This is a genomic window from Aureimonas sp. Leaf427 (assembly GCF_001425485.1).
Lineage (GTDB): Bacteria > Pseudomonadota > Alphaproteobacteria > Rhizobiales > Rhizobiaceae > Plantimonas.
This window is the reverse complement of record NZ_LMQW01000012.1, coordinates 399,169-412,476: the sequence shown is the minus strand read 5'-3', so window position 1 is coordinate 412,476 and position 13,308 is coordinate 399,169. Positions and strand designations below refer to the sequence as shown.

The following is a 13,308-nucleotide window of genomic DNA, read 5'->3' as shown; positions in this document are numbered from 1 at the left end:
CGGCTCCGGTTCGGGGAAGGAGGCCGCTCAACGCTTCGTCCAGGGAAGGCCGTCGGCCTGCCAGCCGGCGAGCGAGCCGCGTTGGCCAGTCCCGTCCGGCGGCCCCTCGAACCCGTCGAGAACGTTGAAGCTCTGCGAGAATCCCGCCTCCGTCAGCGCCGCCGCCGCGCCTTGCGAGCGCGCGCCGGACCGGCAGAGGAAGTAGAGCTTGGACGCCTTGGAGCCACCGGCCGCCGCGACCGCTTCGGCCACCGAGGCCGCGAAGTTCGGATCGACCTGCATGGTCGGGAAGGTCTGCCATTCCTGGAAGAGGGGCTCGTGCATGGACGGCTCGAGCTGCGGCACGCCGATCGTCTCCCACTCCTTCGTGGTCCGCACGTCGATCAGAAAGGAATCGGGATCTTCCGACAGGCTCGTCCAGCAATCGCGAGACGAAACGTCTCCGGTATAGCGTCCGCTCATGACGAAATCCTCCTGGCGCACGGTGGGGCAGCCCCGCTCGCACGATCGACGAAAACAACAGATAATGGAGAGGGGCGTCTTGCCCCGAGAAGTCTTAGCGTGAGCTTAAGGTTTGTGCTTTTCCGAAATCTCGAAGGCGGTGAGGACCATCGCCTTGAAAGAACTTCTGGAAAACAAGCCTCGTCCCCGCATTTCGACTTTTCACCCTCTTGCCGCAGACCGGAAACTACGGAAGAGCCCCCGCGGCGGCAACCCGATTCAATCGGTCGCAGGCGACGAGGCGGCGAAATTGTGGCCATTCGGCCCATGCCATCGGTGGGAAAGCGCAGTTAATGCGCTGTCTCCACTGGTATTTTTTTCGGCCTGCGGTGGAGGCGCGCACCCTGTTCGATAAATTTTAAGCGCTTGGCAAGCGCCCCGCTTGACTCAAGGGTTCTGGCGGAACTCCTTAGCCGGCATCACGCATCGATTCCGCGACCTGCCGTAAGCCATTGTATTCGATAAAGATTTTATGTCGCCCTTCGCCGGACACCGCTGGGTTGCGGAGGGAAGGTGACAAGACCATGACGCCGGGCGAGAATCGGTTCGGACGAGGCGAAAAAGACGGCCTGAATCAAAAAGGGCCCGCAATGCGAGCCCTTCGGATCGTCGATGATCTCGCGCGAACGGCAGAGATCAGGCGGCGTTGATCGCCTTCACGCGACCGGCGAGGCGCGAAACCTTGCGGGAAGCGGTGTTCTTGTGCCAGACGCCGCGCGAGACGGCGCGCATCAGCTCGGGCTCGGCCGCCTTGAAGGCTGCGGTCGCGGCGTCCTTGTCGCCGGCGGCGATCGCTTCCTCGACCTTGCGCAGGAAGGTGCGAACGCGCGAGCGACGGTTCTTGTTGACCTCGGTGCGACGCTCGATCTTTCGCGTGGCCTTCTTGGCCGACGGCGTATTGGCCATCTTGGTTCTCTCTCGTCTGTGGTTGCCGGCCATGCGGCCAAGGCGCTCCCGATGGGAAAGCCGCAGCGACATGACGAAGGGCGACGCCTCGCGGGCGCCACCGAACATGGGGCGCCTTATAGGCAAGAGCCGGCGCGGCGTCAACGGCAGAAGCGCAGCGGGTGCGAGCCTCGCCTCCGGCCGGCGCCTAGGCAGCCGAGTTCAGCGCTGGCAGACCGGGCAGTAGAAGGTGGAGCGGCCCGACTGCACGATCCGCGCGACGATGCCCCGGCAGGTCTCGCGCGGGCAGGGCTCGTCCTCTCGATCGTAGACGGAGAATCGGTGCTGGAAGAGGCCGAGCGTGCCGTCGGCCTGCCGGTGATCGCGCAGCGAGGACCCGCCGGCCTCGATCGCCTCGGCGATGGTCTGCCGGATGTGGAGCGCGAGCGCGTCGAGCCGGGCGGTCGGCTGGCCCCCTCGCTTGACGAGGCTCCCGGCCTCGCGCCTCGGCGACAGGCGCGAACGCCAGAGCGCCTCGCAGACATAGATATTGCCGAGGCCGGCGACGAGCCGCTGGTCGAGGAGCGCGGCTTTCAGGGGCGCCGTCTTGCCCTCGAAGAGCGCGGCGAGGGTCTCCCCGTCCAGCCGGTTTCCGGTCGGCTCGATGCCGAGCCCCTTGAAATGGGGATGGGTCTCGGCCTCGCCGGGCTCGACGAGGGTCATGAAGCCGAAACGGCGGGGATCGTTGAAGACGAAATCGACGGGCCCCCAGACCTCGGTGGAGAGATGGAAGACGACATGGTCGTGGGTCTTGGTCTCCGAGCGCTTGTGATGGAAGACGCCGGGAACGACGGCTTCCGACTGCGTCTCGACGCGAAAGGAGCCGGACATGCCGAGATGCATGGCCAGGAGCAGTCCCGCGTCGCCGCCCTTGGGGCCGAGATGGGCGAGAAGATATTTCGCGCGGCGGCCGAGGCTCTCGATCCGGCGACCGGCGAGGCGCGCGGAAAAATCGGCGGGAAGGGGAAAGCGCAGGTCCGGCCGGCGAAGCTCGACCGTTTCGATGAGAGCGCCCTCGGCGAAGGGTTGAAGGCCGCGGCGCACCGTCTCGACCTCTGGCAATTCGGGCATGGCCGCTTAAGTCCTCATCAGATCGCCGCTGGTCGCTGCCGCGGGGAGAACTTGGCCTTTGCCGCGTTCCTGGCTAGAGCATGCGCCTTGCGGTCGTCTCGCTCCAGATGTGGGCGCCTGCAGGGGCCGAGGCAATGCGGGCCCGTTCGGTCCACGGGGTCCCCGTGCGTTTCAGAGGAAAGGTCACCATGTCGGATCTTCGCGTCACAGAGCCCGAGCGCATGGAGACCACCTACGGCTTCCAGTCGGTCGGCGGCCATGAGGAGAAGCAGGCGCGGGTGAACGAGGTGTTCCACCGCGTCGCCGAGCGCTACGACCTCATGAACGACCTCATGTCCGGCGGGCTCCACAGGGCCTGGAAACAGGCCATGGTCGCCTGGCTCTCCCCGCCCCACCGGGAAGGATACCGCTTTCTCGACGTGGCCGGCGGGACCGGCGACATCGCCTTCCGCATCCTCGAAGCCTCGCGCCGGAGGGCTTCGGGAACCGTTCTCGACATCAACGCCTCGATGCTCGGCGTCGGCGCCGAGCGGGCTGCGAAGCGGGGGCTTGCCGACCGCCTGACCTTCGTGGAGGGCAATGCCGAGGATCTGAAGCTCGAAAGCGGCGCTTACGACGCCTATACGATCGCCTTCGGCATTCGAAACGTGCCGCGCATCGATCTGGCGCTGGCCGAGGCCTATCGGGTGCTGAAGCCCGGCGGGCGCTTCCTGTGCCTGGAATTCTCCGAGGTCGATGTCGCCGGGCTCGACAAGATCTACGACGCCTGGTCCTTCAAGGCCATTCCGGCGCTCGGACAGGCCGTCGCGGGCGACCGCGATTCGTATGCCTATCTCGTGGAATCGATCCGCCGCTTTCCCAACCAGGCCAATTTCGCGACCGCGATCGGCCAGGCCGGGTTCGAGCGCGTGACCTTCCGCAATTTCACCGGCGGCATCGCCTGCCTTCATTCCGGCTGGAAGCTGTAACGACCTTTGGCCCACCCGATCTCCGGCACGCTCGCCCTCGTCCGGGCTGCCTATGTCCTCGCCCGCGAAGGCGTCGTCTCCTCCTTTCCGACGGACGGGATGCCGGCCGGCCCGCTCCTGCTCCACCGCTTGGCCGGGCTGATCGCCCGGCGCTCGGCGGAGGGCGCCGAGCGCTCGGAAAAGCTGTCGCGCGCGCTGAACCGGCTCGGACCCTCCTATGTGAAGCTCGGCCAGTTCCTGGCGACGCGGCCCGATCTCGTCGGCCAGAAGATCGCGGACGAGCTTTCCAGCCTGCAGGACCGCGTGCCGCCCTTCCCGCGCGAGCAGGCGATCGCCGAGATCGAAGCGACGCTTGGCCGGCGCATCGACGATCTCTTCGTCGAGTTCGGTGAGATCGTCGGGGCCGCCTCCATCGCGCAGGTCCACCGCGCCAAGGTTCTGACCCGCGAGGGCGAGATCCGTCAGGTGGCGGTCAAGGTCATTCGGCCGGGCATCCGCCAGAGCTTTCGCAGCGAATTGGAGGCCTTCGCCTTCGCGGCCTACCTCCTGGAACGCTTCGTGCGCTCGACGCGCCGCCTGCGCCCCGTGGCCGTGGTCGAGACCCTCGCCCAGTCGACGCGCATCGAGATGGACCTGCGTCTGGAGGCGGCGGCCTCTTCCGAGATGGCCGAGAACGTCGCGGACGATCCGGGCTTTCGCGTACCCGGCATCGACTGGGAGCGCACGGGCCGCGACGTCCTCACGATGGAGTGGGTCGACGGCATCAAGATGAACGACGTGCGTGCCCTCGGTGAGGCCGGACACGACCTGCCGCGGCTCGGCATCAACGTCGTCCAGTCCTTCCTGCGCCATTCCATGCGCGACGGCTTCTTCCACGCCGACATGCACCCGGGAAACCTCTTCGTCGCGCCGGACGGCACGATCGTCGCGGTCGATCTCGGCATCGTCGGACGGCTCGGGCCCGATTCCCGCCGCTTCCTCGCCGAGATCCTCTACGGCTTCATCAAGCGCGACTACCAGCGCGTGGCCGAGGTCCATTTCGAGGCGGGCTACGTGCCGCGCGGGCAGGACGTCCTCTCCTTCGCCCAGGCCCTTCGCGCCATCGGCGAGCCGATCCACGGCCAGCCCGCCGAGACGATCTCGATGGGGCATCTTCTGACGCTGCTCTTCGAGGTGACCGAGCTCTTCGACATGCAGACGCGGCCGGAGCTGATCCTTCTCCAGAAGACCATGGTCGTGGTCGAGGGCGTCGCGCGCTCCTTCGACCCGAAGTTCAACATGTGGATCGCGGCCGAGCCGGTCGTCTCCGACTACATCCTCAACCAGCTCGGCCCCGCCGCCAAGCTCGCCGATGCCCGCCAGGGCCTCTCCGCCCTCCTGCGCATCGCCCACCGGCTGCCCGACTTCGCGACGGGCTTGGAGGTTCTCTCGAAGAACCTGCCCGACCTCATCGAGAACGGCATCCACATCAACGACGACGACCTCATGGAACTCGCCAAGGAAAGCCGCGTCGCCATCGCCGTCGGCCACGTCGCCCAGATCGTCTCCGCCATCGCGCTCGTGGTGATCGCCTGGCAGCTGACGATGGGGTAGCTCTCTGTCGGCGGGCGGATTGTGGGCTCTTGTTCGATCCCCTACAATCAAGCGGCAGCGAGGCGACGAAAAGGGCGGACATGGACGACCTGAGGCTGGAGATCGACGATGATCTGGCGGTCGCGCTGCGACGACGGGCGGCCGAGCACGGTCATTCCGTCGAAGAAGAGGCCTTGAACCTCTTGTCCGAGGTTTTGCAGCAGGCCCCGAAGGTTTCGAAAGCTCCCGAGGGCGCGAGCGTCGGCGAGCTCTTTCGCATCTGGCGCGAGGAGAATGGCGGCGGCGTCGATTTCGAGCTGCCGGATCGCTCGGAGTGGAAGGATCGGCCGCTCGATTTCGGAACATGATCCTGGTCGATACCAACGTCGTATCGGACATGATGCGTTCGCGGCCCGATCCCGGAGTCTCGGCCTGGATCGATGGCTTGGACCCGGGGAATTTGGCGCTGTCGGCTGTGACGATCTTCGAACTTCGCTATGGCTTGTCGCTTCTGCCGACATCGGCTGAACGCCGCCGTCTCGAAGACCTGCTGCGCCGTATCCAAGCGGGCTGGTTCGGCAGGGTGCTGCCTCTCGATTCCGCTGCGGCTTTACTGGCCGCGGAGTTCCGCGTCTTGCGACGAGGACGGGGCCGACCGGTCGCCGTGTCCGATTCGCTCATCGCCGGTATCGCCCTCGGCAACCGGGCCCAGCTCGCGACCCGGAACATCAAGGATTTCGCCGATGCGGGTCTCGACCTCATCGACCCTTTCGAGAGTCCGCTAGCATGACCCTTTCCGGCAAACGCATCCTTCTCGTGATCGGCGGGGGCATCGCGGCCTACAAGGTGCTCGATCTCATCCGACGCCTGCGCGAGCGCGGCGCGGCGGTGACGCCGGTGATGACGAAGGCCGCCGCCGAATTCGTGACGCCGCTCGCCGTGGGCGCGCTGTCGGCCGCGCGCGTGCATGGCGATCTCTTCGACCGCGAGGCCGAGACCGATGTCGGCCATATCCGGCTTGCGCGCGAGGCCGACGCCGTCCTCGTCGCGCCCGCCACCGCCGACCGCATGGCGCGCACCGCCGCCGGGTTCGGCGACGATCTCGCCGGCGCGATCCTCCTGGCGACCCGCGCGCCCGTCCTCTTCGCACCCGCCATGAACCCGGCCATGTGGGACCATCCCGCGACGCGGAGGGCCCACGCGCAGCTTCTGGAGGACGGCATCGCCTTCGTCGGGCCGAACCGCGGCGAGATGGCGGAAGCCGGCGAGGCCGGCACCGGCCGCATGGCCGAGCCGCTGGAGATCGTGGCCGCGCTCGAGGACGTGCTTGTTCCCCCGGGACTTGCGGCGGGCCGGCCGCTCGCCGGGCGGCGCCTCCTCGTCACCTCCGGCCCGACGCACGAGCCGATCGATCCCGTGCGCTACATCGCCAACCGCTCCTCCGGGCGCCAGGGACACGCGATCGCGGCCAGCCTCGCCCGGCTCGGGGCCGACGTGACGCTGGTTTCCGGGCCGGTCGTGATCCCCGATCCCCGCGGCGTCCGGGTGGTGAAGGTCGAGACGGCGCGCGAGATGATGGCGGCGGTCGAAGGGCTCCTGCCGATCGACGGGGCGGTCTTCGTCGCCGCCGTCGCGGACTGGCGCACCGAGGACGAGGCCCTGATCAAGCTGAAGAAGGGCGCGGAGGCCCCCGCGCCCCTGACGCTGACCGAGAATCCCGACATCCTGGCGACCGTCGGGCATCACCGCGAGCGGCCGAGGGTCGTCGTCGGCTTCGCCGCCGAGACGAACGATCTCCTCGCCAATGCCATTTCCAAGCTCGACCGCAAGGGCGCCGACCTCATCGTCGCCAACGACGTCTCGGCCGACGCGGCGGCCGGGCGCGCCTCCGTCATGGGGGGCGTCACGAACACGGTCCATCTCGTCGCGCGCGGTGGCATCGAGACCTGGCCGGAAATGACCAAGGAAGCGGTCGCCGAGAAGCTCGCCCAGCGCATCGCCGAGCTTCTGGCGGCCGAGGCGAGCCCGTCCGCCGAGCCGGGAGAGACGCGATGAGCCATCCGGTCGTCGAGCTGAAGCGCCTGCCGCACGGGGCGGGTCTCGACATTCCCGCCTATCAGACGGCGGGCTCGGCCGGTGCCGATCTCAGAGCCGCTCTCGCCGAGCCGCTGGTTCTGGAGCCCGGCCGCTTCGCCGCGGTGCCGAGCGGTTTTGCCGTCGCCGTGCCGGCGGGCTACGAGATCCAGGTGCGCCCGCGCTCCGGGTTGGCCGCCAAGCACGGCGTCACGGTCCTCAACGCGCCGGGCACGGTGGACAGCGACTATCGCGGCGAGCTGATGGCGCTTCTCGTCAATCACGGGCCGCTGCCCTTCACGATCCGGCACGGCGACCGCATCGCGCAGCTCGTGCTCGCGCCCGTCTCGCTCGCGGCCTTTTCGGAGGTGGACGCGCTCGGCGAGACCGCGCGCGGCGCCGGCGGCTTCGGATCGACCGGCGTCTGATCGACGGGTAGCTTGGATCAGCCGATGGTTCGGGCGAGGGCCGCCGTCGCGCCCTTCTGGTGGCCGAGGGGGCGAGCGGTCCGGACCGCGCTCGTGATGTCCACGCGGTTCCGGCCGTTCTTCTTGGCGCGGTAGAGATTGGCGTCGGCCGTTCGGTAGAGGGCCTCGTAGGGCGGTGCGCCCACGAAGGTGAGGCCGCCCATCGAGACCGAGAGCTGCGCCGCGCGGCCCTTCGGCCCGACGCTGAGACACTCGATGGAGGCGCGCAGCCGCTCCGCCACGAGGCGCGCCTCCTCCAGGCCCGCGCCCTTGAGGAGGATCGCGAACTCCTCGCCGCCGATCCGGCCGACGATGTCGTCCTTGCGCACGGAGCGTTTCAGCATCCGCGCGATGGCAACGAGGGCGACGTCGCCCGTCGCATGGCCCAGCCGGTCGTTGATCTTCTTGAAGTGGTCGGCGTCGATGATGAGGAGCGTGTAGGGCCGGCTGTCCTCGATGCGGCGCGGACCCCGCATGATCTCGGCTTCGACGCCCGTGCGAAAGGCCGTCTTGTTGAGGATCTGCGTCAGCCCGTCCTGCGTGGCGCGCGAGAAGAGCTGCCGGTTCTGCCGGGCCAGCCCGCTCATGCGCCAGGCGACGAAGGCGAGAATGGGGATCGTGCAGAGGCCGAGCGCGGACAGAGAGAAGAGAAGCGCCCGTTGCGCTTCCGCCGTCATCTCGCCGAACACGTTGAAGGCGGCGATCGTGATGGCCGCGGCCGCCAGGAGCGTCAGCCCGAGCACTTCCAGGACGAGCTGCCGCAGCCCATCTGGTTCCTGATTCAAGGTCGTCCTCCGAACCCATGCCGATCGATCATGGGGACACCCTTGCGGCGCGCTCCTTACCTCGAAATGAACGTGGCCCCGGTGCTTGTCGGCATGGACAAGGCCGACTTGCCCGCCACCGTCGCCTTCGATTCAAAAGCGGCGGACGATGGTCGCCTCCGGAGACTTTGCGTGCCGCGTCTCCGCCTCTTGCGCGGGGCGCCCGCGCAAAGTCATTCTAGAGGAGGGCCTCCGGGCGAACGATCGTCTCTCGGCTTGACGCCCGTTCGGCCCTATCGTGCACGCTCGACGCGGCGAAAAGCCCCCGACCGACGAACGAGGAGACGACCATGGACACGCCCCTGAACGAGGCCCGCACGCATGGCCGCGGCCGGATCTACGATTCCATCGTCGACACGATCGGCGACACGCCCATCGTGCGCCTCGACAAGCTGGCGCGCGAGAAGGGCGTGAAGGCCCATCTTCTGGCCAAGCTCGAGTTCTTCAACCCAACCTCCAGCGTCAAGGACCGCATCGGCGTCGCCATGATCGAGCGGCTGGAGGCGGAAGGGCGCCTCGTGCCCGGCAAGACGACGCTGATCGAGCCGACCTCCGGCAATACCGGCATCGGCCTCGCCTTCGCCGCGGCCGCCAAGGGCTACCAGCTGATCCTCACCATGCCCGAGACCATGTCGATCGAGCGTCGCAAGATGCTGCGCCTTCTCGGCGCCGAGCTCGTGCTGACCGAAGGCGCCAAGGGCATGAAGGGCGCGATCGCCAAGGCCGAGGAACTCGCCGCCTCGATCCCGAACGCCATCATCCCCCAGCAGTTCGAGAACCCGGCCAATCCCGAGATCCATCGCGTCACCACGGCCGAGGAGATCTGGAACGACACCAAGGGCACGATCGACATCCTCGTCTCCGGCATCGGCACGGGCGGCACGATCACCGGCGTCGGTCAGGTCCTCAAAAGCCGCAAGCCCGGCGTGAAGATCGTCGCCGTCGAGCCGGAGGCCTCGCCCGTCCTGTCCGGCGGCAATCCCGGGCCCCACAAGATCCAGGGCATCGGCGCCGGCTTTGCGCCTCCGATCCTCGATCGCGGCGTCTATGACGAGGTGGTCGCCGTCTCCAACGAGGAATCCTTCGAGCTCGCCCGTCTCGTGGCGCGGCTGGAAGGCGTTCCGGTCGGCATCTCGTCGGGCGCGGCCCTCGCGGCCGCGATCAAGGTCGGCAGCCGCGAGGAGAATGCCGGCAAGACGATCGTCGTCATCATCCCCTCCTTCGCCGAGCGCTACCTGTCGACCGCGCTCTTCGACGGCCTGATCGATCCCGAGGAGCCCAAGGAGCCGCCGAAGGGCGCGCCTTCCATCTGATCGAGGCCGGGTTTTAGAATGAGCCGCCGTCCCGCCCGCCCGCTGGCGGGACGGTGGCTTCGCCAAACCGGCTTTTTCTCGCTGCACTGCGAAACGTCTTCGCGCCGTCTTCGTTCGTTCGTCGGTATAAGGTCAGGACCGCCGACGAAGGAGCCTTCATGCAGCCGCTCGACATCCAGGAAACCTCGGCGCTCGCTTCGCGTCTTCTCGACGGCGCGATCCTCTTTCTGCCGCAGCTCTTCGTCGCGGTCCTCATCCTGCTCGCCGGCCTGTTCCTGGCGCGCTGGATTTCGGAGGCACTCGGCCGGGCCTTCCGGCATTCGACGCGGATCGGCGAGACCGTCCGCGCGCCGCTGATCTCGATCGTGCGCTATCTCGTCGTGATCTTCACGGTCATCCTCGCGCTCGGTCAGGTCGGCGTGCAGACGACCTCGCTTCTCGCCGTTCTCGGCGCGGCCGGTCTCGCCGTCGGCCTCGCGCTCCAGGGCACGCTGACGAACATCGCGGCCGGCATCATGCTCCTCTGGCTGCGCCCCTTCCGCGTCGGCGACTATGTCGAGACGCAGACCTTCGCCGGCACGGTGCGCGAGATCGGCCTCTTCGTCTGCCATCTCGAAACCTTCGACGGCCTCTTCGTCTTCGCGCCGAATTCGGCGATCTGGAACGTCTGGCTGAAGAACCACACGCGGGCCGGTCCCCGGACCGTCGCCTGGACGGTGGAACTGAAGCGCGACCTGCCGGACGGCGAGGCCGCCTGCATCCTGGAGGGCGGGGCGCTGGCCGGCACGGGACTGGAGCGCCTGGACGCCTCGCTCGACCAGCTGACCCCGGATGCGCAGGTGATCCTCCTCGTCGGCACCGTGCGCGAGGGCTCGATCGCGGGTGCCCAGCGCCTCGTGCCGAGCCGCCTTCGGGCCGCGCTCGTCCAGCGCTTCGGGCCGGAGGGCGAGCCGCGCGCCATCCACCGTCTCGTGCCCGGCGACGCCGATCCCTCCCGCTTTCTCGGCATCGAAGAGGCGCCGAAAGCCAATGTCGCCTTCGTCAACGCCCGCCCGGAATCGGCCGACCAGGGCGCCGTCGCGACCGCTCCCCGATAGCGCCAAGCTTCTTAGCCGCGACAGGTTTCGGTCAAGGCAGCGTCGCTACGGTTGTGCCGAAGGCGAAGACTTCCAGACATCCGAGCGTCGAAGCAGGGGACGGCCACGATGAGCAGCATGCCGAACGGGTCGAGGACGGATTTTGCCTGGAGCGCCGAAGGTTTCTCCTCCCCCTTCGGTCGCGGCAACGCCGATATCCTGCTCGAACTCGGCGACACAATTCGCAGGACGACGCCCGACCGCCCGCGCCGCGCGCCGAAACCCTTCGAACGGCTTCTGGGGGCGCTGAGCCTTGCCGATCTCAACGACTACCGCGCGGCGGCGGGCCGCGAGCCCGATCTCGACGCCATGGCGCTCTACGCCCTTCACGACGCCGCCGACCGGTTCTTTCCCGTCCGCAACGACGAGACCGGCGGTCGTTATCTGCGCAACGCCTATCTGAAATATCTCTCCGAGCATGTCGATCTCGTCGACATCCTTCACGGCGCGGATGAAGAGGCCTGGCCCTTCGGCATGTCCGCCGCCGCCTGACGGCTTTCGAAGGTTATCGGCGCCGGACGACCGTCATGGCGAGCGGCCGGTCCGGCTGGATCGTGATCTTCAGCACGGGCGCGGGCTCTTTCGCCCCTGCGAAGTCGAAGCGCAGGCGCCTCAGAAGCGAGGCGAGAAGGATCACGCCCTCCTGCAGGGCGAAGCTCTGTCCGATGCAGACGCGCGGCCCGACGCCGAACGGGATATATTGGAAGCGCCCGATGCTCTCCCGGTTTTCCGGCAGGAAGCGCGCGGGCACGAAATGGTCGGGGTCTTTCCAGAGCGCGCGATGGCGATGGACCAGCCAAGGCCAGACGAGGACCGAGGACCCCGCGGGGATCTCCAGATCGCCGAACCGGTCGTCCTCCAGCGCCGTGCGGTTCAGCGAGGCCGCGGGCGGATAGAGACGCATCGCCTCTTCGAAGGCTGCCCGCGTGTGGACCAGCCGGTCGGGCCAAGTGGCGGGATCGGGCAGATCCGGCAGCAGCGCGTCGAGCTCCTCCTCCACCTTGAAGCGCTCCTCCGGGGCCTGCGAGAGGAGATAGAGCGTCCATCCGAGAGCCCGCGCCGTCGTCTCGTGGCCGGCGCCGATGAAGGTGATGATGTTGTCCTCGATCTCGGAGCGCGACAGGCCCTCCGTCTCGAGAAGCAGCGTCAGGAGATCGCGCGGGGTCGACGCGGGATCGCGCGTCATCAGCCCTTGGCGGCGCTCGATCGTCTCGGCGATGAGCTTGCGGAAGTAGGTCTCCGACCGGCTGGCGAAGAAGCGCGTCGGGCGCGGCAGGAAGGCGGGCGCATCCAGGACGTCCAGCGGATCGACCCGCCCCATCCGGCCGATCGTCGTCTCCATCGCCTCCGCGAAGGCCTTGGGCTCCCCCGCTATGTCGTCGGAGAACAGCGTCGCCTGCAGGATGTCGTAGGTGAGGAGCGTCATCTGGAGCGAGACGTCGACCGCGCGGCCGGGCGCCGCGGCCAGCCCGTCGGCGAAGGCCTCCGCCCGGGCCGCCATGACGGGCGCCAGCGACTGCACGGTCTTCGGCGTGAAGATCGGGGAGATCGCCCGGCGCGTGCGGCGCCAGAGCTCGCCCTCCGCCGTCAGAAGCCCGTCGCGCAGGAGCGGCCGGAGCAGGCGCTGGCGCAGCGGCTGCATGGCGTAGTTCCGGGCGTTCTCGACGAGGCAGTGGCGGATCGTGGCGGGATCGTTGACGACGATGGTCGGCACGTTCAGCCAGTCGGCCGTGACGAAGGGCTCGCGATAGGCACGCTCGCCCCAGATCCTCAGCGGATTGCGCGAGACGGTGAGGAGAAAGCGGAGGAGACCGAGCTGACCCTCGTGCGGCACGGGCGCGGGCGCCCGGAAGGGTTGCGGTCTCATATCCATGGCGGAAGGCTCCTCGGGTCTGCGATCCGCCGGATATGGTGGCAAAGCTTGGCGGCGTTGAGGCGTCGCCGAGCCGCACCCATCGATCCTCGACCGGGCGCTCGCTTGCCGAGAGGGCTCTTCGTGAGGACTCAGCCGGTGCGGCCGGCCAAGCACCGGCGCGCGGCCTCCGCGCCGCGCAGGCGGGCGCTTTCCTCGGCCATGGCGTTCGATCCGAAGCTGTCGCCGCTGTCGCGATTGGTGCCGTAGTCGTTGGCGGCCGTCTGGCGGCCGTACTGGTCGCAGAACTCCGGCGTGCCCCGCTTGTAGGGGTTCGCGCCGGGGCTCGTGCCGGCATAGGGCGTGTCGTGGGGATAGGTGGAGTTGCACCCGCCGAGGGCGAGAAGGGCCAGCAGGCCGGCTATGATCTTCATGGCGATATCCACCTTCGAAGGCGGTCCCTGGTGGGTGGCGGGCCGAGATTTGCCCCCGGTGCCTTCAACCACGCCCGAGCGCCCGCGGTTCCCGAGCGGCCAGAGGTTGGTTTGCCCGCTGAAAACCCTTATATTCCTTGCGGGAACGGCTC

15 protein-coding genes are annotated in these 13,308 nt (G+C 68.1%); 9 read left to right on the top strand and 6 right to left on the bottom strand.

Annotated elements, in window-relative coordinates; translation table 11 throughout:
* Positions 1-27: 27 nt before the first annotated feature.
* The 3 genes from ASG62_RS26350 to mutM form a co-directional block, all read right to left on the bottom strand.
* On the bottom strand, positions 28-462 hold the full coding sequence (locus tag ASG62_RS26350) for a rhodanese-like domain-containing protein (protein ID WP_056689395.1): 435 nt from the start codon (positions 460-462) through the stop codon (positions 28-30).
* A gap of 675 nt (positions 463-1,137) precedes the next feature.
* Positions 1,138-1,407 (bottom strand): 30S ribosomal protein S20, encoded by a 270-nt coding sequence (gene rpsT / locus ASG62_RS10125; RefSeq protein WP_056689393.1) that lies wholly within the window; start codon positions 1,405-1,407, stop codon positions 1,138-1,140.
* Between the two features lie 201 nt (positions 1,408-1,608).
* Positions 1,609-2,517 carry a bifunctional DNA-formamidopyrimidine glycosylase/DNA-(apurinic or apyrimidinic site) lyase gene (gene mutM, locus ASG62_RS10120; protein WP_056688723.1) on the bottom strand — a complete coding sequence of 303 codons (909 nt, stop codon included), beginning with the start codon at positions 2,515-2,517 and terminating at the stop codon, positions 1,609-1,611.
* 188 nt (positions 2,518-2,705) lie between these two features.
* Between mutM and ubiE the strand changes: the two genes are divergently transcribed.
* The 6 genes from ubiE (at position 2,706) to dut (ending at position 7,558) form a co-directional block, all read left to right on the top strand.
* Complete coding sequence (gene ubiE / locus ASG62_RS10115) at positions 2,706-3,485, top strand: bifunctional demethylmenaquinone methyltransferase/2-methoxy-6-polyprenyl-1,4-benzoquinol methylase UbiE (protein ID WP_056688720.1); 780 nt, start codon at positions 2,706-2,708, stop codon at positions 3,483-3,485.
* Between the two features lie 6 nt (positions 3,486-3,491).
* Positions 3,492-5,078: a 2-polyprenylphenol 6-hydroxylase gene (gene ubiB, locus ASG62_RS10110; RefSeq protein ID WP_056688716.1), complete on the top strand. Its 1,587-nt coding sequence runs from the start codon at positions 3,492-3,494 to the stop codon at positions 5,076-5,078.
* An 80-nt stretch (positions 5,079-5,158) separates the two neighbouring features.
* Positions 5,159-5,425, top strand: a complete 267-nt coding sequence (locus ASG62_RS10105) for a FitA-like ribbon-helix-helix domain-containing protein (protein ID WP_056688713.1) — start codon at positions 5,159-5,161, stop codon at positions 5,423-5,425.
* Positions 5,422-5,847, top strand: coding sequence for a type II toxin-antitoxin system VapC family toxin (locus ASG62_RS10100; RefSeq protein WP_056688710.1), 426 nt, complete (start codon positions 5,422-5,424; stop codon positions 5,845-5,847). Before ASG62_RS10105 ends, ASG62_RS10100 begins: the two co-directional genes overlap by 4 nt.
* Positions 5,844-7,112, top strand: a complete 1,269-nt coding sequence (gene coaBC / locus ASG62_RS10095; protein WP_056688706.1) for a bifunctional phosphopantothenoylcysteine decarboxylase/phosphopantothenate--cysteine ligase CoaBC — start codon at positions 5,844-5,846, stop codon at positions 7,110-7,112. Before ASG62_RS10100 ends, coaBC begins: the two co-directional genes overlap by 4 nt.
* Entirely contained in the window at positions 7,109-7,558 is a 450-nt protein-coding gene (gene dut, locus ASG62_RS10090) for a dUTP diphosphatase (protein WP_056688640.1), read from the top strand. Before coaBC ends, dut begins: the two co-directional genes overlap by 4 nt.
* Before the next feature lie 17 nt (positions 7,559-7,575).
* On the opposite strand, the gene ASG62_RS10085 is transcribed toward dut, so the two are convergent.
* Positions 7,576-8,382, bottom strand: coding sequence for a GGDEF domain-containing protein (locus ASG62_RS10085; RefSeq protein ID WP_056688637.1), 807 nt, complete (start codon positions 8,380-8,382; stop codon positions 7,576-7,578).
* A gap of 329 nt (positions 8,383-8,711) precedes the next feature.
* On the opposite strand from ASG62_RS10085, the gene cysK reads away from it, so the two are divergent.
* The 3 genes from cysK to ASG62_RS10070 all read left to right on the top strand — a co-directional run bounded on the left by cysK (position 8,712) and on the right by ASG62_RS10070 (position 11,362).
* Entirely contained in the window at positions 8,712-9,734 is a 1,023-nt protein-coding gene (gene cysK, locus ASG62_RS10080) for a cysteine synthase A (protein ID WP_200944632.1), read from the top strand.
* Positions 9,735-9,892: 158 nt separating this feature from the next.
* Complete coding sequence (locus tag ASG62_RS10075) at positions 9,893-10,831, top strand: mechanosensitive ion channel family protein (RefSeq protein WP_056688634.1); 939 nt, start codon at positions 9,893-9,895, stop codon at positions 10,829-10,831.
* Between the two features lie 108 nt (positions 10,832-10,939).
* A complete protein-coding gene (locus tag ASG62_RS10070) occupies positions 10,940-11,362 on the top strand; it encodes a hypothetical protein (protein ID WP_056688631.1) in 423 nt (140 codons plus the stop codon).
* A gap of 13 nt (positions 11,363-11,375) precedes the next feature.
* Here ASG62_RS10070 and ASG62_RS10065 read toward each other — a convergent pair whose 3' ends face one another.
* Both ASG62_RS10065 and ASG62_RS10060 read right to left on the bottom strand, forming a co-directional pair.
* A complete protein-coding gene (locus ASG62_RS10065) occupies positions 11,376-12,743 on the bottom strand; it encodes a cytochrome P450 (protein WP_056688619.1) in 1,368 nt (455 codons plus the stop codon).
* 131 nt (positions 12,744-12,874) lie between these two features.
* Positions 12,875-13,156 carry a hypothetical protein gene (locus ASG62_RS10060; RefSeq protein WP_056688617.1) on the bottom strand — a complete coding sequence of 94 codons (282 nt, stop codon included), beginning with the start codon at positions 13,154-13,156 and terminating at the stop codon, positions 12,875-12,877.
* Between the last annotated feature and the right edge of the window lie 152 nt (positions 13,157-13,308).